Source organism: Bradyrhizobium ferriligni (assembly GCF_056837965.1).
In genome coordinates, this window is the sequence record NZ_JBXEJO010000057.1 from 40,675 (window position 1) to 60,594 (window position 19,920).

Below are 19,920 nucleotides of genomic sequence, written 5' to 3' on the forward strand. Positions count from 1 at the left end.
GGCGGCGCGCCCAGCCTTTCGCGGGCTGCGCAAACGTCCATCTATCCTGCGCGGGTGCGGATTTGGCCGCCCGTATAAGGCAAAGCGCAGGGTTTGTCACCCGTCTGTCTTGTTTTTTGTCCCTCGCCGAGCGGCTTTTTGGCCGGCCTTGCGAGCCCAGAGATCGGGCCGCCGGGCCGCCGTCAGGGCCTCGGATTGGGCCAGCCGCCAGGCCGCGACCTTGGCGTGATCGCCGGAAATCAGGATTTCCGGGATTGGCCGGCCCTCGAACTCCTGCGGGCGGGTGTATTGCGGGTATTCCAGTAGTCCTTCGGAAAAGCTTTCCTCGGTTCCCGAGGCCTGCTTGCCCATCACCCCCGGCAACAGGCGGACGCAGGCGTCGATCAGGGCCATCGCGGCGATTTCGCCGCCGGACAGCACATAGTCGCCGATCGAGACCTCCTCGAGGCCCCGCGCCTCGATCACCCGCTGGTCGATACCCTCGAAGCGGCCGCAGACGATGAGGGGGCCGGGGCCGGCCGCAAGCTCCGCGACCTGGGCCTGGCTCAATGGCCGACCCCGCGGGCTCATCAAGAGGCGCGGGCGGTCAGGCACGATATCGGCGGCGTCGATCGCCGCCGCCAGCACATCGGCCCGCAGCACCATGCCCGGACCGCCGCCGGCCGGCGTGTCGTCGACGCTGCGGTGCTTGTCGGTGGCCGAGGCCCGGATGTCGCGCGCTTCCAGCGCCCAGAGTCCGCCAGCCAGCGCCTTGCCGGCGAGGCTCACGCCAAGCGGCCCCGGAAACATGTCCGGGAACAGGGTCAGCACGGTGGCGCGCCATGGTGTCGCCTGGGCTGTGGTGTCTTGCGATGTCATGGCCTCTGGTTACGGCACCACGGCCGTGAGGTCGAGGCTCTGCATCATGGCGGCGGCGTCCACCGCGCGGCGGAAGTCGGCGAGTCCGAAAGTCGCGACGTTGATCTTGCGCAGGTCCAGCAGGCCTTCGGCGGCGAGGCCGGCGAGCTGGCCCGGTGCCGTGCGGTCGTACATGAATTGCCCGACCACCTCCCAGTCATTGGCCAGCATCTCGCGGAACGAGAGTTCGAGCGGCACCTCGGCGCTGCCCATCAGCACCATCCGGCCGCCACGCCTGAGCGCGCGCAGAGAGGCCAGTGTGGTCGACGTGCTCCTGGCGGCGCCGAGCAAATCGAGCGCGACATCGGCGCTGCCGCCGGCGGCGCGGCGGATGACCTGAAGATCGGCTGCGGCATCGCCGCTGACGACGGCGGGAATGACGCGCGGGCCGAACGCATCGCGCAATTGCTCGAGCGCGGCCTCTTTGCGTCCGACCGCAACGACGCGGCCCGCGCCCATCGCGACCGCGAGCATCACGCCGCCCGACCCGAAATAGCCGGTCGCGCCGTTGACGATGATGGTCTGTCCGCCGCGCAGGCCGGAGCGCTGCAATCCGCCGAACGGCACGATCAGTTTTGCGAGTCCGATCAATTCGGTGGCCGGCTTGTCGTCGAGATTGGCGAGCGGTGTGACGCAGGCGGCCGGCCAATGCGCGATCTCCGCGAACACGCCGTCGCGCCAGCGCGTCTGCAAGGCGAGCGCTTCCGGCGTCGTCACCGCCGCGGTAAGGCCGATCAGGATCTGCGGCGGATCGCGATCCGGCACGTCGCCGCGCAGATGCGGGCTGAGGAACACGCGGTCGCCGCTCCGCACATGGGTGACGTTGTCGCCCACGGCGACGACGCGCGCGATCGCATTGGTGCCCGGCACGAACGGCATCGGCGGCAGACTGTAGGGAAGCGCGCCGGACAGAAGCTTGTTGGTGTAGGACAGCACCATGCCGGCCTCGATCCGCACCACGACGCCATCGGGCGCAGGCATCGGCGTCGTGACATCCTCGAAGCGCAGATCGTTGTGGGCGTGCAGCCGCCAGGCCTTATGCGTGCTTGTCATTATCATCCTCCGTGGCACCATTGCTTACGTAGCCCGGATGGAGCGAAGCGCAATCCGCTCCAACCTCCCCTTGAAAAGAGGAGGTCGCTTTGCTCGCGAGAGCAAAGCGGGTGGGGATCAGCTATCTCCATTTGCAGCATCGCCCGTGGCTGACCCCCATCCCGACCTTCCCCCTTCCAGGGGGAAGGGGAAGTGAGGACATGTAGCCCGGATGGAGCGCAGCGAAATCCGGGAGCGGGCTATCCGCGGTGAGAGCGGTCCCGGATTTCGCTGCGCTTCATCCGGGCTACGGAATTCGGCAAATAACATAACTATGCGTCACGCCGCCTTCGGATCGTCAGCGAGATGCCGCGCGAGCACGACCGCAAGCGGACAGATCGCCAGCGCCGTGAGCGCGGTCGCAGCTGTGGCGAGCGTCGGACCGAGCGCGTCGCCAAGCAGGCCGTAGAGCACCGGCGCGATCGCGCCCGATCCGATCGTTCCGGTATAGAACAGCGCGAAGGCGCGCTCGGTCTGATGCGCGGGGGTGAGCTCGGGCACCGTGCCGTAGAGCACCGATGACGTGCCGTTGAGCATCACGCCGAGCAGCGGCAGCAGCACGATGGCGGGTGCGAGCGGCAGCGCCAGCACGGCTGCGATCAGCGCCGCCGTGCCGCCTTCGGTGATCAGCACGGTGCGCAGCGTGCCGACCCGCGCGCCGAGCCAGCCGCAGGTGAATTTTCCCGCGGCGCCGCCGATGAAGACCAGCGCCAGCGCAAGGCCGTTGGTCGGCAGCGAGGCGCCCTTGTCGCGCAGCAGGAACGGCAGGAAGGTGAGGAAGCCCATCCTGACCGCGGTGTCGAGAATTCCGATCGCGAGCAGCCAGTGAAAGCCGCGGCCTGTGCTGGCGCCGCGCGATGCTGATGCCGCCTTGTGCTCGGCGCCCTTGCCGACCGACGGCATCCAGAGCGCGATGCAGACCGCGACCAGCAAGCCTGCAAGAGCGAGCACGAGCAGCGTGTGCCGCCACGACATGATCACCAGCAGGATCGAGGTCAGCGCCGGGATCGCCGCCTTGCCGAGATCGCCCGAGAAATTGTAGATGCCGAGCGGCCCGCGCGCCGCCGTGCCATAGGCACGCGACACCGCCGCGGAAGCGATCGGATGCTGCGTGCTCGACCCCGCGCCGGAGAGCGCGAGGGCGAGACCAAGGCCAATGACACCGCCGGAGAATCCGGCAAACGCGTAGCCGAGCGCCGACAGCGCCGTGCCCGCGATCAGGATGACCTTGCCGTCGATCCGCTCCGCGATGCGTCCGACCGGAATCTGCAGCCCGGCCATGGCGCCGGCATAGAGCCCGCGCAGCAGCGCCAGCAGGCCGTAGCTCAGCGCGAATTCGGCCTGCCAGACCGGCAGCAGCACGTAGATGACGTCGGTGTAGCCGTCGTGGAGGGCGTGGTTGAGCCCCGTCACGGTCAGGGTGCGGGTTGACCGGGCACGGTCGGGCCGCGTCGCGCCGGTTTCAGCCGATACGCTCATTGCCGCCCTCTAGTGCAAGAAAATCTAAAGTTGGGGCGGGCGAGCATCAGGAGGGGGCCTCAAAAAAGAAAGCTATGTAAGTGGCTTGCATGGCAGTATGCGCCGCCAAGACTGTTGTCACAAATCAGTAATAATCGGATCATGCGTTAGAAAATCTTGTATCGAGGGGTCAATGTTCGTCCCACGCCGCAGCCTGCCGCCGCTCAATGCGGTCCGCGCCTTCGAGGCCGCCGCACGGCTCGGCAGCTTCAAGGAGGCCGCCGCCGAGCTCAGCGTGACCCATGGCGCGGTCAGTCAGCAGATCCGCCTGCTCGAGGAATGGCTGGGCGCGCCGTCGTTGTTTCGGCGATCGGTGCGGCGCGTGGTGTTGACGCCGGCAGGCGCGGCATTGCTGGCGGAGTTCGCGCCCGCGCTCGACCGGATTTCCGCCGCCGTGCAGCAGCATCGCGAGCGGCGCGGCGATCTGGCGGTCGCGGTGTTGCGCGTCAATGCGCTCGCGACCTTCAGCCTGCGCTGGCTGCTGCCGCGGATGAGCCGGTTTCGCGCCGAGCATCCCGATATCGAGGTGCGCCTGAGCACGTCGAACGATCCGGTTGATGCGCTGCCTGAACCATTCGACGTCGTGATCCGCGGTGGCCCCGACACCTTCCACGGCTTCTCGTCACGCTTCCTGGTGTCGGAGCGGAGATTGCCGGTGTGCAGTCCGTCGCTATCAGCGCAGCTGCCGCTTAATGAGGTCGCGGATCTCTCCAGGCACACGCTGCTGCATGTCACGTCGATGCCGCGGCTGTGGCGCGACTGGCTGACCGAGGCCGGGCAATCCGCGCTGGAGCCGGCGGCCGCGCTGACCTTCGATCACTTCTATCTGACGATCCAGGCCGCGCTCGATGGTCTCGGCGTTGCGATGGGACCGACCGCGCTGATCGCAGACGATCTTGCGGCCGGGCGCCTGGTGACGCCGTTTCCGGATGTCAGCCTGCCGGCGCGGAGCTACTTTGCGTATTTTCCGGCGGGCCGCAGCAACGATCCGCACAGTGCGGTGTTCTGCGACTGGCTCGAGCAGCAGGGCCGGATGAAAGGCTGAAAGGTATTCTTGATCAGGCGGCCGACGGATCGTCGCCATCGATCTCACCGTCGATCTCCTTGGGCAGGTCGATCACCACGCGGCCGCCGTCGAGATCGACAGTCGGCACCACGGCATTGGTGAAGGGCAGCAGCATCGTCGCGCCCTGCGGCGGGGCGATCTCGATAATGTCGCCGGCGCCGAAATTATGGATCGCGATCACCTTGCCGAGCGGCTGGTCCGTCGTCGTCACCGCGGCGAGCCCGATCAAATCGGTGTGGTAGTACTCGCCGTCGTCGGTGTCCGGCAGCCGGTCGCGCGGAACGTAGAGCTCGAGGCCGTTGAGCCGTTCGGCGTCATCGCGGCTGGCGACGCCCTTCAGCGTCACCACCAGATGGTCCTTGGCCTCGCGCACATGCGTGACCTCGAACTGGCGCGTGCCGTCCTTGGTCATCAGCGGGCCGTACTCCTTCACGGCCAGCGGATCTTCGGTGAAGGTCCAAAGCCTGACGGCGCCGCGCACACCATGCGCAGCGCCGATACGGGCGACACAGACCGGTGCAGCCACCGTGGTCGCCGTTCAGCCTTAAGCCTTGGCGGCGGCTTCGGCCTGCGCCTTGCGCTCCTTGCGCGGCACAGCCTTCTCGGGGTTGTTGCGCGCGGTGCGTTTCACGACGCCGGCGGCATCGAGGAAGCGGGTCACGCGATCCGACGGCTGCGCGCCCTTGGCGAGCCAGGCCTTCACCTTGTCCATGTCGAGCTTCAGGCGCGACTCGTTGTCCTTCGGCAGCAGCGGATTGAAGTGGCCGAGACGCTCGATGAAGCGGCCATCGCGCGGGAAGCGCGAGTCGGCGACGACGACGTGATAGACCGGACGCTTCTTGGTGCCTGCGCGAGCGAGGCGGATAACAACGGACATTCAGTTCTCCTTCAAAGGTCGATGTGTTCGATTGATTGGCATTCCGCGTCGCGCCGGCCGCGTGTGAGCCGTCGCGACGAATTCCTCATTTCTTCTTGCCCGGGAAGCCGCCGAGGCCCGGCAGCATCGGCTTGCCGGAAAGGCCGGTCAGGCCCGGCACGTTCGGCAGGCCGCCGCGCAGGCCGGCCGGCAAATCCTTCGGCAGATTGGGCAGGCCGCCGCCGGCGCCGCCCTGCATCTTCTCGGCGAGCGCCTTCATCTCCTCGGCCGAGGGCGGCTTCATGCCGCCGCCGAATCCCATCGCCTGTGCGATGCCGGCGAGCGGGCCGCGCTTGCCGCTTCCCATGGCCTTCATCATGTCGGCCATGTTCCGGTGCATCTTCAAGAGCTTGTTGACGTGCTCGACGCTCTGGCCGGCACCCGCCGCGATGCGCTTCTTGCGGCTCGCCTTCAGGATGTCCGGGTTCTTGCGCTCCTGCCGCGTCATCGAATCGATGATCGCGACCTGGCGCTTTAATATCTTGTCGTCGATGCCGGCCGCCGCGATCTGGTTCTTCATCTTGGAGATGCCGGGCATCATGCCCATCAGGCCGCCGATGCCGCCCATATTGGCCATCTGCTGCAGCTGTTCGCGCATGTCGTTGAGGTCGAACTGACCCTTGCGCATCCGCTCGGCGGTGCGCGCGGCCTTCTCGGCGTCGATATTGGCGGCGGCCTTCTCGACCAGCGAGACCACGTCGCCCATGCCGAGGATGCGGCCGGCGATGCGGTTCGGATGGAAGTCCTCCAGCGCGTCGGTCTTTTCGCCGGTGCCGATCAGCTTGATCGGCTTGCCGGTGACGGCGCGCATCGACAGCGCCGCGCCGCCGCGGCCGTCGCCGTCTACGCGCGTCAGCACGATGCCGGTGAGGCCGACGCGCTCGTCGAACGAGCGCGCGAGGTTGACCGCGTCCTGGCCGGTGAGGCTATCCGCGACCAGCAACACTTCGTGCGGGTTGGCGGCGGCTTTGATCTCGGCCGCCTCCTTCATCATGTCTTCGTCGAGCGTGGTGCGGCCGGCGGTGTCGAGCAGCACGACGTCGTAGCCGCCGAGCTTACCGGCCTCTAGCGCGCGCCTTGCGATCTGCGGCGGCATCTGGCCGGCGACGATCGGCAGCGTCGGAATGTCGAGGTCGCGGCCGAGCACCGCGAGCTGCTCCATCGCCGCCGGGCGGTAGACGTCGAGCGAGGCCATCAGCACCTTGCGCTTGTCGCGCTGGACCATGCGGCGCGCGAGCTTCGCGGTGGTGGTGGTCTTACCAGAGCCTTGCAATCCGACCATCATGATCGGCACCGGCGGCACGGAGTTGATATCGATGGTCTGGCCGTCGGAACCGAGCGTGGCGACGAGTTCGTCATGGACGATCTTCACCACCATCTGGCCCGGCGTCACCGACTTGACGACGGTGGCGCCGATCGCCTGCTCGCGGACCCGGTCGATGAAGCTGCGGACCACCTCGAGCGCGACGTCGGCTTCGAGCAGCGCGCGGCGCACCTCGCGCATCGCGGCATCGACGTCCTTTTCGGTCAGCGCACCGCGCCCCGTCAGACGATCGAGAATGCCACCAAGCCGTTCCGACAGATTGTCGAACAATGCCGTTGTCCTTCGTTGCGCCCGTGAGCGCGGTCACCCGTTTCTCGTCATACCCCGCGAAAGCGGGGTATCCAGTACGCCGCGGCCTCCCGGTTCAATCCGAGGTGCCTCTGGGATACTGGATCACCCGCTTTCGCGGGTGATGACCAGATAGTTTGCCTCGGCACGGTGCCAAGACGATGGTCCAAACACTTTCGCGCCCGAGGGCGCATCGCGCTGTCGGGCGTTGGCCTCTGGCCTCCAGGACCAGTCGGCGGGTCGAAAAGACGGAGCTTTCCGAGAAAGTGGCCGCGTTAAACGCCGCCGGGCAGGCAAAGTCAAGGAAAGTTTCGCTGAAATCCGCTCGGTCTGGACAGTAAGGTCCTGAAATCACGTCGATTTGCCGTCTTGGTTCCGAATTCGCTGCCGCCACCCATATAACCGGAGCCTGCCTCCTATTCCGGAACCCGCGTGCTGATCACCCGCCGCCTCCTTCTTGCAACCTTGACCGGAGCCGCCGCTGCGATCGGCGTGCCCTCGATCTGGATGATCTACATGAAAACCTACGACGGCCCCGTCTCCGATCATTTCGACGGCCTGCACTTCTTCGATCCGGACGGCTCGCCGCCGAAATCGCTTGGTGAGGTGCTGCGCTGGCAGTTCGGGGGCGGCCGGCAGCGCGCGGTCTGGCCGGAATGGGCGCCGAGCCCCCATGCCGATACGCCGCCGCCCCGCGTCGAGGGCGACAAGGTGCGGCTCTGCTTCGTCGGCCATGCCAGCTGGCTGATCCAGACCGCGGGCCTCAACATCCTGTTCGATCCGGTCTGGTCGCTGCGTGCCTCACCGTTCAGCTTCGCCGGGCCGAAGCGGCACAACGATCCCGGCATCGCATTCGAGAACCTGCCCAGGATCGATGTCGTGCTGGTGTCGCACGGCCATTACGACCATCTCGACGTCGCGACGCTGTCGAAACTTGCGGGGGCATTTGGTCCTCGCGTGATCACGCCGCTCGGCAACGACGTCACGATGCGCGAATCCGATGCCGCGATCAAAGCCGAGGCGTTCGACTGGCATCAGCGCGTCGAGCTCGGCAATGGCCTTGCCGCGACGCTGGTTCCGACGCGGCACTGGTCGGCGCGGGGGCTGTTCGATCGCAACAAGGCGCTGTGGGCGAGTTTTGTTTTGGAGACGCCGGCCGGCAAGCTCTACATCGTCGGCGATTCCGGCTACGGCGACGGGGGACATTTCCGCCGGGTGGCCGAGGCGCATGGCCCGCTCAGGCTCGCGATCCTGCCGATCGGCGCCTATGAGCCGCGCTGGTTCATGCGCGACCAGCACATGAATCCGGAGGATGCGGTGAAGGCGCTGGCCGATTGCGGCGCGGCGCAAGCGCTGGCGCATCACCACGGCACATTCCAATTGACCGACGAGGCAATCGACGCGCCCGCGATCGCGCTTGGCGAAGCGCTCGACGCAGCCAAGGTCCCGCGCGAGAAGTTTCTGACGTTGAAGCCCGGGCAGGTGTTCGAGATTTGAACGCTGTTTGGGATTGAGTTGTCGTCCCGGCCTTCGCCGGGACGACAATCGCTACTTCTCCTTGATCGCCCAGGAGACGCTGACATTGACCGTCAGCGTTTCCTCGCCCTGCGCCACCGGCGTCGGCGCGGCGAAGCCTGCCGTGGCCATCTTGGGACGGAACACCGGTACCGGCGCCGAGCCGACCTCCGCGATGTTCACGGGTGCGCCGAGCGTGACGCCGGCGGCCTTGGCGTAGATCTCCGCCTTGCGGCGGGCGTCGGCGATCGCCTTCTCGCGGGCGTCGTCGAGCAGCTTCGAGGCCTGCGACACCGAGAAATTGAGCCCGCCGATATCGTTGGCGCCGGCGCCGACCAGCACGTCGATGACGCTGGCGACCTTGCTCACATCGTGCAGCCTGATCGTGACGCGATTGCTCGCGTGGTAACCGACGATGCTGGGCGGGGCGTTCGGCGACGACGGTGTGCGGCTCGCGAATTGCGGCTGCAGCGACAGCCGCGAGGTCTGAAAGTCCTTCTCCGCGATCCCGGCGCCCTTCAGCGCGGCCAGCACCTTGCCCATCGCCACATTGTTGGCTTCGGCGGCTTCGCGTGCGGTCTTGGCGTCGGTGGTGACGCCGGCGTCGAGCTGCGCCTGGTCGGGCGGCGCCGACACGGTCGCCTCGCCGGTGACCGAAATCGCCGGCGGAAAGTCGTCATTGGCCAGTACGGGCGCAGCCAGCAGCGTGGTCGCGATCAGGGAGGCGGCGAAGGGGAGACGGTGGGTCATCTGGCTCACTTCAGGGGTACGTAGACGTTGATCACAAGCTTGTCCTCCGCGGTCTTCAGCGGATCGGTGATGTATTCCTCGATAAAGGTGTCCTTGGCTTCGAGCTTCTTGTCATCGAGGTGATTGGTGATCGCCTCATAGGTGTTGTCCATGTTGTCGTAGGAACCGCGATGGACGAACTTCAGCGCCTTGCCGTCGGGCGAATTGCCCATGCTCATGTTCTTGCCGAGGTTCTTGACGTCCTGATCGACCGGGATCTCGGCGATGAAGGTGAAGCCGGTGTCGTCGGTCGAGGTGTAGACGATCATCGGATTGCCCGCTGCCTTGACGCCGTCCTTGTCGAGCAGTGCGGTGAGCTGCTTGAACGCCTCGATCAGGGCGTCGAAGGCGGAATCCCAATTGGCCGTGCCCTTCAGCATCACGACCTTCTTCGGCTCCAGCGTGAACGGCTCGCCGAAGGGATCGGCGGTCTGCACCGGGGCGGCCGGCGCCGGCGCCGGGGTCTGCGCTGCGGCCGGGCTGTCGGCCGGCGACTTGGTCTCGGCCGGCGGGGGCACCGGCGTCGCCGATGGTGCAGGCGCCGGGGTCGGGCTTGGGCTCACTGCGGGAGCGGGCGAGGCTGACGGCGACTGGGCAGGGGCCGGGCTTGCCAGTGCGATCGCGGCCAAGGGCAGCATCGCGACAAGGGCCGCGCGGAGCGTGTTGATACGGTTCATTGGTTATTCTCCATCCCCTTCCTCAAACGGCCGCTCGATCTGTCCCGGCGCGCGGTCCGCGAGGTGCGATATTCCTAACACGCAAGTTCTGCATTCGTCCCATGACAGATGTGTCATGGGGCTATTCAGGCTGGCTAACGGGCCATCACTCGCCATATAACCGGGCAGAATTTGGGAAAATCGATGAGCGCGCTCGCCAATCACGCATTCGCCAAGATGAACGGCATCGGCAACGAGATCGTCGTCGTCGACCTGCGCGATTCAGAGGCACAAGGTCGGGCACAGGTTTCGGCGGCGGAGGCGCGCGCCGTGGCTTCGCCGGCCGGCGTGCCCTATGACCAGCTGATGGTGCTGCAGCCGTCGCGGCTCGACGGCACCGAAGCGTTCATCTCGATCTACAACAATGACGGCTCCGAGGCCGGGGCCTGCGGCAACGGCATGCGTTGCGTGGTGCGGCGGATCTTCGAGAAGACCGGCCAGACATCAGCGACGTTCCAGACCCGCGCCGGCCTGCTCAATTGCTGGCAGGGTCCGGCGCCCGATCTCTACACCGTCGACATGGGCGCGCCGAAGTTCGGCTGGCAGGACATTCCGCTGGCTGAGGAATTTCGCGACACCCGCTACATCGAGCTCCAGGTCGGGCCGATCGACAATCCGGTGCTGCATTCGCCCTCGGTGGTCTCGATGGGCAATCCGCATGCGATCTTCTGGGTCGATGACGTCAATGCCTACGACCTCGAGCGTTTCGGCCCGCTGCTGGAAAACCATCCGATCTTCCCGGAGCGCGCTAACATCACGCTGGCCCATATCGTCGATCGCGACCACATCACGATCCGCACCTGGGAGCGCGGCGCCGGCCTCACCAAAGCGTGCGGCTCGGCGGCCTGCGCGACGGCGGTCGCGGCGGCGCGGCTGAAGCGTGCCAATCGCAGCGTCGAGATCACGCTGCCCGGCGGCAAGCTCGGCATCGAGTGGCGCGAGCGCGACGATCACGTGCTGATGACCGGCACCGCCGATTTCGAATATGAGGGCCGCTTCGATCCGGCGCTGTTCGCCAGCGTCGCCTGATCGGGCGTGAGATCGGTTATGGGCGTCGATGTCGTCACCTTTGGCTGCCGCCTCAATTCATTTGAATCCGAGGTGATCAGGCGCGAGGCGGAGCAGGCCGGGCTTACCGATGCCATCGTCATCAACAGTTGCGCCGTCACCAACGAGGCGGTGGCGCAGGCGCGGCAGTCGATCCGCAAGTTGAAACGCCAACGCCCGCATGCGCGCATCGTCGTCACCGGTTGTGCGGCGCAGACGCAAAGCCAGATGTTCGCCGAGATGGCCGAGGTCGATCGCGTCGTCGGCAATAACGAGAAGATGCGCGGCGAGGCGTGGCGCGCGACACGTTCAGCATTCGAGGCGCCGTTCGGCATCGATGCGAGCGAAAAGGTCGCGGTCGCCGACATCATGGCGGTGACCGAGATGGCGCCGCATCTGCTCGACGGCTTCGAGCGCGGCCTGCCTCGCGTATTCGTGCAGGTGCAGAACGGCTGCGATCATCGCTGCACCTTCTGCATTATTCCCTACGGCCGCGGCAATTCGCGCTCGGTGCCGATGGGCGCGGTGGTCGATCAGGTCCGCGCGCTGGTCGAGCGCGGCCATGCCGAGATCGTGCTGACAGGCGTCGATCTCACGAGCTATGGCGCCGACCTGCCGGGCGCGCCGAAACTCGGCCAGTTGACCCGGCAGATCCTGCGCCATGTGCCCGCGCTGAAGCGGCTGCGCATCTCGTCGATCGATTCGATCGAGGCGGATCGCGACCTGCTCGATGTCATCGCCGACGATGCGCGGCTGATGCCGCATCTGCATCTGTCGTTGCAGTCCGGCGACGACATGATCCTGAAGCGGATGAAGCGCCGGCATTCACGTCAGGACGCGATCGATTTCTGCGCGCAGGTCCGCCGGCTGCGGCCGGACATCGCTCTCGGCGCCGACATCATCGCGGGCTTCCCGACCGAGACCGAGGAAATGTTTGCGCGTTCGCTCGACCTGGTCGAGGAATGCGATCTCACCTTCCTGCATGTGTTTCCCTATTCGCGGCGTCCGGGCACGCCGGCCGCGCGGATGCCGCAGGTCGAGGGCGGCGCGATCAAGGAGCGCGCCAGGCGGCTGCGCACGGCAGGCGAAGCCGCGCTGCTGCGCCGGCTCGATGCGGAAGCCGGCGCGACGCGCGAGGTGCTGATTGAAAGCGAGCGGCAAGGCCGCACCGAGCACTTCCTGCCGGTCGCGATCGAGAGAGATGTGCCGGGCATGGTGCGCGCGATGACTATCCGCGGCCATGACGGTGCGCGGCTCATTGCATCGGGCTGCTGAGAAAGTTCGCTCCCATTGTCGTCCCGGCGCAGGCCGGGACCCATTACCCCAAATCTCAATTGTTGCGCGACGCGGGGCCGCGATCTCGCACAGCCACCCAAGGCGGTGGTTATGGGTCCCCTGAGTTCACAAACGAAGTGCAACACTTCCTTGAGGAGGTGTTGCCATGGGGCGGACTTACAAGCAGCTCTCTCTGGACGACCGATGCGAGATTGCCTGCCTATCGGCCAATGGCAGCTCGGTCCGGCAAATCGCGGCAGCTCTGGATCGCTCGCCATCAACGATCTCTCGGGAACTGAGGCGCAATCGGGGGAGCCAGGTCGGCTACAAGCCGAGCTATGCCCAGCACCGGATGCGAGCGCGGCGCTGGACGGGCGGACGCCTCGAACGGGAGCCCGGCCTGCGCCGCGCGGTGTTGGAACGCCTTCGCCGCGGCTGGTCGCCCGAGCAGGTCGCTGGCCGGCTGGCCCGCGAGTACGGGCGCAAGGTGATCTCCCACGAGACCATCTACCGCTTCATCTATGCCCAACTCAGGCGCACCACGGATTTCAACTGGCGGCGCCATCTGCCGCGCGCCAAGAGCAGGCGCGGCTGCCGCGGCAAGCGGGGCGGCAGCCCCGCAAGCTTCATCGAAGGCCGTGTATCCTTGGCAAATCGGCCGCTCGAAGTGGCCGACCGCAGCGTGCCCGGACACTGGGAGGCCGACCTGATGATGTTCTCGAAATACGGTCAGGCCGTGCTGACCGTGCACGAGCGCAGCTCGCGTCTGCTGCTCGGCATCCGCCTTGCCAGCAAGGTCGCGCGCGGTGTCGCCCGCCATCTCGTGGGCTTCTTCGCGACCCTTCCCCAAGAGCTGCGCCAGAGCGTTACCTTCGACAACGGCACCGAGTTCGCCGGTCACCTGGCGCTGCACCGCCTCTCGATCGAGACCTTCTTCTGCGATCCCCATGCTCCCTGGCAGAAGGGCGGCATCGAGAACGGCATCGGCAGGATGCGCCGCTTTATTCCCCGCAAGACGGATCTCCTAACCCTCCCGGCCGCCAGATTGCGTCAGTTCATCGCCGCCTACAACAACACCCCGCGCAAATGCCTTGACTACCGCACGCCTGCCGAGTCCTTTGCTCAAGTGTCGCACTTCGAATGTGAATCCACCTCCTGGCTTTCGCCAGGACGACGAATGTGGGGAGCCGCGCATGGCGCCTCCGGAGCAGCGGATCACCTGCATTTCGCATGTGATGATACTGAACGAGCTATTTGACAGGTTGAATCTCTACATGCGCATCGTGCATGACGCACTCAGTGCGTGCGCGCGCCCGGCCTTGCCGGCTGCGACGCGCGAACCTGCCAGAACCGCAGCAGGCGATCGGCGTTTTCGCGGGTCAATTTGGTGAACTGGCTCTTCGCGTGGGCGAGCTCGACCGGTCCCATGGAGCCGGTGGTATAGCGACATTCTATCACCGCTGCGGTGGTCTCCCAACTCAGGCCTGCCGCCCGGCACGGCACCAGCAGGCCTTCGCTGCGCAGGCTTTGCATCAGGGAACGGATCACCTCGATGTTAGACCGCGCAAGATCCGCCAGCGCAACAATGGTCTCTTCATATTTGCGCTGCCTGGCGAAACCGAGCAGCGAAGTTTCGTTGAGCTCGCCGTCGTCCTTCAGCTTCGCGACATGGCGCTTGGCCGCGGTGAAGTCGCGGACCTGCGACATATCGCGCTCGACGCCGGCGGCGACCGCCGCGATCGCGTGCCGGATCTCTTCGAACAGATAGGGTGGGGCGCGTTCCAGCAGACGGCCGCGAACCTCTTCCGTTGCGCGGCGCAGGAGCTGAAGTCGGAGCTCCGACGGCAGGTCCGCGCGAATGCCGGTCTCGACTGCGAGGACCGGATCGTGCTCGGCCTGTGCGAGGATGACGGCAAATCCGCCCGGCGATACTTTGGCGCCGGGATTGCTGACCAGGCGGTGGCTCACGCTCGCGAAGCGACGCGCCAGGAGCGCGTCGGTGACGACCTCCTTCAGCCACCAGCGGCCGGCGACAGCGAGCAGATGCTGCTCGCTCTTGGTCCGTGCGATCTCGACGAGGTCGTCGGCGCTGAGCCGCGACGATTCCTGCAGGATCGGCCGCGCGATCCTGATCTCGTCATTGCTGGCGAGACGGCGAATGATCGCGGGCGGTGCCTGGGCGACCGGTGCGAGCTGCTCGCTGATGTCGGTGAGCGCCATCCGGGCGCTGATGTCGGCGAGCGCGCGCAACTCGATGGTCTTCACCAGACGCTCGAGCACGTTGTCGAACAGCTCGATCTGTTCGCTGTTGAACTTGCCGGCGGATGCGAGGAAAAGGCTGGTGACGCGCCTTGCCGTGGCCAGGCATTTATCGGCGGAGCCGGCGCGTATCGCAGCCTCGACCTCGTCGACAATTGCTTGCCCATCATTCAGCATTGCTCGTCCTGAGCCGTCGCGGCGCGCTTTTTCTAAGCCGCCTGCAGGACTATCCGATGGGCCTGAATGTTCCGTAAAGGATAATTCTCCGTAAAATCACGGAGGCTACTGCCCGTTCCAGCCGCAGGCCTTGAGCCGCTCCCGCATGTGTTCGGGCGCCGGCGCGACCACATGCACCGGGTCCTTGTTCCTGGAGATCGGGATGCCGATCTCGCGGGAATGCAGATGCAAGGTCGGTTCGCCGAAGCGCGGGCCGTTGCCATAGATATTGTCGCCGACGATTGGCCAGCCCATCGCCGCCGAATGCACCCGCAGCTGATGGGTGCGGCCGGTGACCGGCTCCATCGCGAGCCAGGTGAGGCCGTCGCCACGCCCCAGCACCTTCCAGTTGGTGATCGCCTTCTGGCCGTCCGGGTCCGGCTTCTGCCACCAGCCGCGCTCGGCGTTGAGCCGGCCGAGCGGGATGTCGATGGTGCCTTCATCCTCGGCGGGGCCGCCCTCGACCACGGTCCAATAGGTCTTCGCAATCTTGCTGTGCTTGAACAACAGCCCGAGCGAGGCGGTTGCCTTGCGGTGGCGTCCCAGGACGAGGCAGCCGGACGTGTCCTTGTCAAGCCGATGCGCCAGCACCGGCGGCCGCGGCAGGCCGAACCGCAACGCGTCGAACGAGGCCTCCAGATTGGGCCCGCCCTTCGGGCCGCGATGCACCGGCAGACCGGCCGGCTTGTCGATCACCAGCATCAGCCCGTCGCGGTGGAGCACGCGGCCCAGGATTTCTTCCGCGGTCAATTGGGGAACATCGATCAATTCGTCGAGACTTTCGTTTATGGGCCGAAACGGCTAACACGTCCGCGCCATGAACGATACCACTGCGGGAACTCCAAAACAGAGCTGGTGGCAGCGGCTGAAGGGCGGCCTGAAGCGGACCTCGAGTTCGATCGGGACCGCAGTCGCCGACCTCGTCACCAAGCGCAAGCTCGATTCGGCCATGCTCGATGACATCGAGGATGTGCTGCTGCGCGCCGATCTCGGTACCGATGTCGCGGTCCGCATTGCCGAGGCTGTCGGCAAAGGGCGCTACGACAAGGCGATCTCGGCCGACGAGGTCAAGGACGTCGTCGCGACCGAGGTCGAGAAAGTGCTGTCGCCGGTGGCGAAGCCGCTCGAGATCGATGCCGCGAAAAAGCCGTTTGTCATCCTGGTAGTCGGCGTCAACGGCTCCGGCAAGACCACGACGATCGGCAAGCTGGCGGCGAAATTCTCCGCCGAGGGCCGCAAGGTCATGCTGGCCGCCGGCGACACCTTCCGCGCCGCGGCGATCGAGCAGCTCAAGGTCTGGGGCGAGCGCACCAAGTCTCCGGTCATCGCCGGCGCCCAGGGGGCGGATTCGGCGAGCCTTGCCTTCAGCGCGCTGACCGCGGCGAAGGAGCAGCAGCGCGACGTGCTGCTGATCGACACCGCCGGCCGCCTGCAGAACAAGTCCGAGCTGATGAACGAGCTCGAAAAGGTCGTGCGCGTCATCAGGAAGGTCGATGCGTCGGCGCCGCACGCGGTGCTGCTCGTGCTCGACGCCACGGTGGGACAAAATGCGTTGTCGCAAGTCGAGGCGTTTCATCGTACGGCAGGCGTCACCGGGCTCGTAATGACCAAGCTTGACGGTACGGCGCGCGGCGGCATCCTTGTCGCGCTGTCGGAGAAGCACAAGCTGCCGGTGCATTTCATCGGCGTCGGCGAAGGCGTCGAGGACCTCGCGCCCTTCACGGCGAAGGATTTTGCCAAGGCAATTGCTGGAATCGAGGTATGACCCCGAAAAGTGGACACCGGTTTTCGGATCGGGTCGTGCCTCAAATCAAAGTAGAGAGTTGATGGACAAGACCCAGCCGCATCCGCTGTTCAAGCTGGCGACCGAACTCGGGCCGCTGCTCGTGTTCTTTATCGCCAACGCGAAGTACCATCTGTTCGTCGCCACGGCTGCGTTCATGGTGGCGATCGTGGCCGCGATGATCGCATCCTATGTGGTGACGAGGCACGTGCCGATCATGGCGCTGGTGACCGGCGCGATCGTCCTTGTGTTCGGCACCCTGACGCTGGTGCTGCACGACGAGACCTTCATCAAGCTCAAGCCGACCATCATCTATGGCCTGTTCGCGGCCGTGCTCGGCGGCGGGCTCTTCTTCGGCCGGTCCTTCATCGCCATCATGTTCGACCAGGTGTTCAACCTGACGCCGCAGGGCTGGCGCATCCTCACCATGCGCTGGGCGCTGTTCTTTGCCGGCATGGCGGTTCTCAACGAGCTCGTCTGGCGCACGCAGACCACGGATTTCTGGGTGAACTTCAAGGTGTTCGGCGTGACGCCGCTGACCATGATCTTCGCCATCGCCCAGATGCCGCTGACCAAGCGCTATCACCTCGAGCCGGTCTCGCTGGAGGCGAGCGAGGCCGACGCGGGCGACGTGCGGAAGGGGTGATCGGCACTCTGCTCCCTCGCCCCGCTCTTGCGGGGAGAGGGTTGGGGTGAGGGGTCTCTCCACGGATAGGCTCGGAGTTTGTGACAACACCGTCAAAGGCCCTCACCCGAAATTCCCGCTTCGCGCGAATTTCGACCTCTCCCCGTAAAGAACGGGGAGAGGTGAGGGCCAAGAAGCCGCTGTGGCTAACTGCCCGCCGCGAGCGCCTTCTCGATCTCGGGCTTGAGCACGCTGTTGACGTTGTCCGGGGTCACCGGGCCGACCAGCTTGTAGACGATGGTGCCCTCGCGCCCGACCAGGAAGGTTTCGGGCACGCCATAAACGCCCCATTCGATCGAGGCCCGGCCGTTGCCGTCGACGCCGACGATGCCGAACGGATTGCCGTAGCGGCCGAGGAAGCGCCGGGCGTTCTCGGGCGAGTCCTTGTAGTTGATGCCGATGATCTGGAAGCGCTTGTCCTTGCCGAGCTCGGTCAGCAGCGGCGCCTCATCGTGACACGGCACGCACCACGACGCCCAGACATTGACGACCGAGACCTTGCCCTTGAAGGCGGCGGGATCGAGACCGGGGACCGGCGCGCCGTCCCGCACCAGGCTGTCGAGCGCGGGCAGGGCGGTCTGCGGCGCCGGCCGGCCGATCAGCGCCGACGGGATTTTCGAGGGATCGCCGCCATAGAGCCGCAGCAGGAACAGCCCGGCGAGGCCGAGGAAGATCAGCAGCGGCAGCACCACCAGCAGGCGGCGGGCTTGCGGCGGGCCGTTGGTCGCCTGATCGCTCATCTGATGTCCGCCGCACTGCGGCCGGAGCGGCGCGTCACGCCGCTGGCCTCGATCTCCCTGAGACGCGCCTGTTGCCGGCGATAGTCGGCGATGATCCAGACGATCAACAGCAGCACGACCGCCGCGACCAGCGCGTAGGACATCACGATGAAGGAGGCGTAGGGACCAAGCGCCATCGTGTCACGCCGCTCCAATTTCGTTTGACGCGTTTTGCTCGCGCGAACCAGTCGTGAACGAGACGCGGCTGGCCTGCATCATCTGCAGGCTGCGCACGCGCCGGCGCAGGATCTCGTTGCGCATCGCCGCCAGGTGCAAGGTGATGAACAGCAGCGAAAACGCGATCGCCATCACCAGGAGCGGCCACAGGAACGCCTTGTCGAGCGCCGATCCACCCATCCGGAGCACGGAGGCCGGCTGATGCAGCGTGTTCCACCAGTCGACCGAGAACTTGATGATCGGAATGTTGATCGCGCCGACCAGGGTCAGCACCGCCGCCGCACGCGCCGCCCGCGACGGGTCTTCCACCGCGCGCCACAGCGCCATCAGGCCGAGATACATCAGGAACAGGATCAAGACCGAGGTCAGGCGCGCATCCCACTCCCAATAGGTGCCCCACATCGGCCGGCCCCACAGCGAGCCGGTGACGAGCGCGAGGAAGGTGAAGGCGGCGCCGATCGGCGCGGCGGCCTTCGCGGCGACGTCAGCGAGCGGATGCCGCCACACCAGGGTGCCGAGCGCGGCCACGCTCATGACGCCCCAGACGAACATCGACAGCCACGCATTCGGCACGTGGATGAACATGATCTTGACCGTGGCGCCCTGCTGGTAGTCGTCGGGCGCCATCGCCGACTGGTAGAGCCCGATCGCGAGCAGGATCGCGGTCACGCCGGCGAGCCACGGCAGGACGCGCGCGGTCAGCGCCAGAAACTTGGTCGGATTGGCGAGGTCGGTCAGCGTCTCGGTCAGCTTCATGGCACCCTGATAATCGTCCGCTGTGAACGAGGCAATTGGCCGAAATCCCCTCGGCGAGATTTGATCGGCTCCATCTCAGTCCAGCCCGTGCCGCAGGCTCGCGGCGGCGGCAAAGGGGCCGATCACGAGGCTGGCAAGCGACAGCGCGCAGAGGATCGAGAACGGTGTTCCAAAGGGCAAAGGCCCCGATATCGCCGCCTGCGAGGCCGCAACGCCGAAGATCAGCACCGGGATCGACAGCGGCAGCACCAGCACCGCGAGCAATAGCCCGCCGCGATGCAGCGTCACCGCCAGGGCGGCGCCGATCATGCCGGTGAAGGTCAGCGCCGGTGTTCCCGCCAGCAGCGTGGCGGCGACCGCAAGCGTCGCGGTGCCGTCGAGATTGAGCAGCAGGCCGAGCACCGGGGTTGCGACGATCAGGGGCAGGCCGGCGGCGAGCCAATGCGCCAGCGCCTTGGCCGCGCAGGCGAGTTCCAGCGACGTCCGGCTCATCACGATGAGGTCGAGCGAGCCGTCCTCGTGGTCGGCCGTGAACAGGCGATCGAGGGTGAGCAGACTCGCCAGCAGTGCGCCGAGCCAAAGGATCGCGGGGCCGAGCCGCGACAGCAGCGCCAGATCCGGCCCGACCGCGAAGGGCATCAACACCGTGACGGTGAGGAAGAACAGCACGCCGATCAGCGCGCCGCCGCCAACGCGCAGCGCGATCCGGATGTCGCGGCGGATCAATGCAGCCAGCGCGCTCATGCCGCGCCTCTGCTGTGGTGGCGGTGTGAACCCACATCGTGCCGCCCACTCGCTGCGCTCCCTCCCCCCTTGCGGGGG

20 protein-coding genes and 1 pseudogene are annotated in these 19,920 nt (G+C 66.3%); 7 read left to right on the forward strand and 14 right to left on the reverse strand.

Annotated features, from left to right (window positions below; genetic code table 11):
• Positions 1–96 precede the first annotated feature (96 nt).
• The 3 genes from trmD to AC1VNY_RS29530 form a co-directional block, all read right to left on the reverse strand.
• Positions 97–858 carry a tRNA (guanosine(37)-N1)-methyltransferase TrmD gene (gene trmD, locus AC1VNY_RS29520; protein ID WP_456778430.1) on the reverse strand — a complete coding sequence of 254 codons (762 nt, stop codon included), beginning with the start codon at positions 856–858 and terminating at the stop codon, positions 97–99.
• Between the two features lie 9 nt (positions 859–867).
• A complete protein-coding gene (locus AC1VNY_RS29525) occupies positions 868–1,950 on the reverse strand; it encodes a zinc-binding dehydrogenase (RefSeq protein WP_482407817.1) in 1,083 nt (360 codons plus the stop codon).
• Positions 1,951–2,268: 318 nt separating this feature from the next.
• Positions 2,269–3,468, reverse strand: a complete 1,200-nt coding sequence (locus AC1VNY_RS29530) for an MFS transporter (RefSeq protein WP_482407818.1) — start codon at positions 3,466–3,468, stop codon at positions 2,269–2,271.
• A 172-nt stretch (positions 3,469–3,640) separates the two neighbouring features.
• Between AC1VNY_RS29530 and gcvA the strand changes: the two genes are divergently transcribed.
• Positions 3,641–4,552, forward strand: a complete 912-nt coding sequence (gcvA, locus tag AC1VNY_RS29535) for a transcriptional regulator GcvA (protein WP_482407819.1) — start codon at positions 3,641–3,643, stop codon at positions 4,550–4,552.
• Between the two features lie 13 nt (positions 4,553–4,565).
• On the opposite strand, the gene rimM is transcribed toward gcvA, so the two are convergent.
• The 3 genes from rimM to ffh all read right to left on the reverse strand — a co-directional run bounded on the left by rimM (position 4,566) and on the right by ffh (position 7,083).
• Positions 4,566–5,099 carry a ribosome maturation factor RimM gene (gene rimM / locus AC1VNY_RS29540; RefSeq protein WP_482407820.1) on the reverse strand — a complete coding sequence of 178 codons (534 nt, stop codon included), beginning with the start codon at positions 5,097–5,099 and terminating at the stop codon, positions 4,566–4,568.
• Positions 5,100–5,117: 18 nt separating this feature from the next.
• Positions 5,118–5,450 carry a 30S ribosomal protein S16 gene (gene rpsP / locus AC1VNY_RS29545; RefSeq protein ID WP_028340838.1) on the reverse strand — a complete coding sequence of 111 codons (333 nt, stop codon included), beginning with the start codon at positions 5,448–5,450 and terminating at the stop codon, positions 5,118–5,120.
• 85 nt (positions 5,451–5,535) lie between these two features.
• Entirely contained in the window at positions 5,536–7,083 is a 1,548-nt protein-coding gene (gene ffh, locus AC1VNY_RS29550) for a signal recognition particle protein (RefSeq protein WP_018269389.1), read from the reverse strand.
• A 450-nt stretch (positions 7,084–7,533) separates the two neighbouring features.
• On the opposite strand from ffh, the gene AC1VNY_RS29555 reads away from it, so the two are divergent.
• The gene (locus AC1VNY_RS29555; protein WP_482407821.1) at positions 7,534–8,598 is read left to right on the forward strand and encodes an MBL fold metallo-hydrolase; all 1,065 of its coding nucleotides are present in this window, start codon (positions 7,534–7,536) and stop codon (positions 8,596–8,598) included.
• 51 nt (positions 8,599–8,649) lie between these two features.
• Here AC1VNY_RS29555 and AC1VNY_RS29560 read toward each other — a convergent pair whose 3' ends face one another.
• Complete coding sequence (locus tag AC1VNY_RS29560; protein ID WP_482407822.1) at positions 8,650–9,366, reverse strand: SIMPL domain-containing protein; 717 nt, start codon at positions 9,364–9,366, stop codon at positions 8,650–8,652.
• Positions 9,367–9,371: 5 nt separating this feature from the next.
• Positions 9,372–10,082 carry a GyrI-like domain-containing protein gene (locus AC1VNY_RS29565; protein WP_482407823.1) on the reverse strand — a complete coding sequence of 237 codons (711 nt, stop codon included), beginning with the start codon at positions 10,080–10,082 and terminating at the stop codon, positions 9,372–9,374.
• 183 nt (positions 10,083–10,265) lie between these two features.
• Between AC1VNY_RS29565 and dapF the strand changes: the two genes are divergently transcribed.
• From dapF to AC1VNY_RS29580, 3 genes and pseudogenes are all read left to right on the forward strand, one after another.
• Positions 10,266–11,150 carry a diaminopimelate epimerase gene (gene dapF / locus AC1VNY_RS29570; protein ID WP_482407824.1) on the forward strand — a complete coding sequence of 295 codons (885 nt, stop codon included), beginning with the start codon at positions 10,266–10,268 and terminating at the stop codon, positions 11,148–11,150.
• Between the two features lie 18 nt (positions 11,151–11,168).
• A complete protein-coding gene (mtaB, locus tag AC1VNY_RS29575) occupies positions 11,169–12,443 on the forward strand; it encodes a tRNA (N(6)-L-threonylcarbamoyladenosine(37)-C(2))-methylthiotransferase MtaB (protein ID WP_482407825.1) in 1,275 nt (424 codons plus the stop codon).
• Positions 12,444–12,609: 166 nt separating this feature from the next.
• Positions 12,610–13,596 (forward strand): annotated as a pseudogene (locus AC1VNY_RS29580) (IS30 family transposase); the annotation flags it as partial.
• Positions 13,597–13,739: 143 nt separating this feature from the next.
• Here the strand turns inward: AC1VNY_RS29580 and AC1VNY_RS29585 are convergent.
• On the reverse strand, positions 13,740–14,879 hold the full coding sequence (locus tag AC1VNY_RS29585; RefSeq protein ID WP_482407826.1) for a DUF2336 domain-containing protein: 1,140 nt from the start codon (positions 14,877–14,879) through the stop codon (positions 13,740–13,742).
• Positions 14,880–14,984: 105 nt separating this feature from the next.
• The gene (locus tag AC1VNY_RS29590) at positions 14,985–15,686 is read right to left on the reverse strand and encodes an RluA family pseudouridine synthase (RefSeq protein ID WP_482407827.1); all 702 of its coding nucleotides are present in this window, start codon (positions 15,684–15,686) and stop codon (positions 14,985–14,987) included.
• Positions 15,687–15,735: 49 nt separating this feature from the next.
• Between AC1VNY_RS29590 and ftsY the strand changes: the two genes are divergently transcribed.
• Entirely contained in the window at positions 15,736–16,683 is a 948-nt protein-coding gene (gene ftsY, locus AC1VNY_RS29595) for a signal recognition particle-docking protein FtsY (protein ID WP_482407828.1), read from the forward strand.
• Positions 16,684–16,744: 61 nt separating this feature from the next.
• The gene (locus AC1VNY_RS29600; protein WP_482407829.1) at positions 16,745–17,347 is read left to right on the forward strand and encodes a septation protein A; all 603 of its coding nucleotides are present in this window, start codon (positions 16,745–16,747) and stop codon (positions 17,345–17,347) included.
• A 185-nt stretch (positions 17,348–17,532) separates the two neighbouring features.
• Here AC1VNY_RS29600 and AC1VNY_RS29605 read toward each other — a convergent pair whose 3' ends face one another.
• From AC1VNY_RS29605 to ccmB, 4 genes are all read right to left on the reverse strand, one after another.
• On the reverse strand, positions 17,533–18,126 hold the full coding sequence (locus AC1VNY_RS29605; RefSeq protein WP_482407830.1) for a DsbE family thiol:disulfide interchange protein: 594 nt from the start codon (positions 18,124–18,126) through the stop codon (positions 17,533–17,535).
• Complete coding sequence (gene ccmD, locus AC1VNY_RS29610; protein ID WP_482407831.1) at positions 18,123–18,302, reverse strand: heme exporter protein CcmD; 180 nt, start codon at positions 18,300–18,302, stop codon at positions 18,123–18,125. The genes AC1VNY_RS29605 and ccmD overlap by 4 nt, the downstream gene beginning before the upstream one ends.
• A 4-nt stretch (positions 18,303–18,306) precedes the next feature.
• Positions 18,307–19,098, reverse strand: a complete 792-nt coding sequence (locus AC1VNY_RS29615; protein WP_482407832.1) for a heme ABC transporter permease — start codon at positions 19,096–19,098, stop codon at positions 18,307–18,309.
• Positions 19,099–19,173: 75 nt separating this feature from the next.
• On the reverse strand, positions 19,174–19,842 hold the full coding sequence (gene ccmB / locus AC1VNY_RS29620) for a heme exporter protein CcmB (RefSeq protein ID WP_482407833.1): 669 nt from the start codon (positions 19,840–19,842) through the stop codon (positions 19,174–19,176).
• Positions 19,843–19,920 lie beyond the last annotated feature (78 nt).

What these genes read in the sequence shown, in the direction of transcription:
- trmD (WP_456778430.1), bottom strand. Translation starts at nt 858, where the DNA reads ATGACATCGCAAGACACCACAGCCCAGGCGACACCATGGCGCGCCACC.
- AC1VNY_RS29525 (WP_482407817.1), bottom strand. Translation starts at nt 1,950, where the DNA reads ATGACAAGCACGCATAAGGCCTGGCGGCTGCACGCCCACAACGATCTG.
- AC1VNY_RS29530 (WP_482407818.1), bottom strand. Translation starts at nt 3,468, where the DNA reads ATGAGCGTATCGGCTGAAACCGGCGCGACGCGGCCCGACCGTGCCCGG.
- gcvA (WP_482407819.1), top strand. Translation starts at nt 3,641, where the DNA reads ATGTTCGTCCCACGCCGCAGCCTGCCGCCGCTCAATGCGGTCCGCGCC.
- rpsP (WP_028340838.1), bottom strand. Translation starts at nt 5,450, where the DNA reads ATGTCCGTTGTTATCCGCCTCGCTCGCGCAGGCACCAAGAAGCGTCCG.
- AC1VNY_RS29560 (WP_482407822.1), bottom strand. Translation starts at nt 9,366, where the DNA reads ATGACCCACCGTCTCCCCTTCGCCGCCTCCCTGATCGCGACCACGCTG.
- AC1VNY_RS29565 (WP_482407823.1), bottom strand. Translation starts at nt 10,082, where the DNA reads ATGAACCGTATCAACACGCTCCGCGCGGCCCTTGTCGCGATGCTGCCC.
- dapF (WP_482407824.1), top strand. Translation starts at nt 10,266, where the DNA reads ATGAGCGCGCTCGCCAATCACGCATTCGCCAAGATGAACGGCATCGGC.
- mtaB (WP_482407825.1), top strand. Translation starts at nt 11,169, where the DNA reads ATGGGCGTCGATGTCGTCACCTTTGGCTGCCGCCTCAATTCATTTGAA.
- AC1VNY_RS29585 (WP_482407826.1), bottom strand. Translation starts at nt 14,879, where the DNA reads ATGCTGAATGATGGGCAAGCAATTGTCGACGAGGTCGAGGCTGCGATA.
- ftsY (WP_482407828.1), top strand. Translation starts at nt 15,736, where the DNA reads ATGAACGATACCACTGCGGGAACTCCAAAACAGAGCTGGTGGCAGCGG.
- AC1VNY_RS29600 (WP_482407829.1), top strand. Translation starts at nt 16,745, where the DNA reads ATGGACAAGACCCAGCCGCATCCGCTGTTCAAGCTGGCGACCGAACTC.
- AC1VNY_RS29605 (WP_482407830.1), bottom strand. Translation starts at nt 18,126, where the DNA reads ATGAGCGATCAGGCGACCAACGGCCCGCCGCAAGCCCGCCGCCTGCTG.
- ccmD (WP_482407831.1), bottom strand. Translation starts at nt 18,302, where the DNA reads ATGGCGCTTGGTCCCTACGCCTCCTTCATCGTGATGTCCTACGCGCTG.
- AC1VNY_RS29615 (WP_482407832.1), bottom strand. Translation starts at nt 19,098, where the DNA reads ATGAAGCTGACCGAGACGCTGACCGACCTCGCCAATCCGACCAAGTTT.
- ccmB (WP_482407833.1), bottom strand. Translation starts at nt 19,842, where the DNA reads ATGAGCGCGCTGGCTGCATTGATCCGCCGCGACATCCGGATCGCGCTG.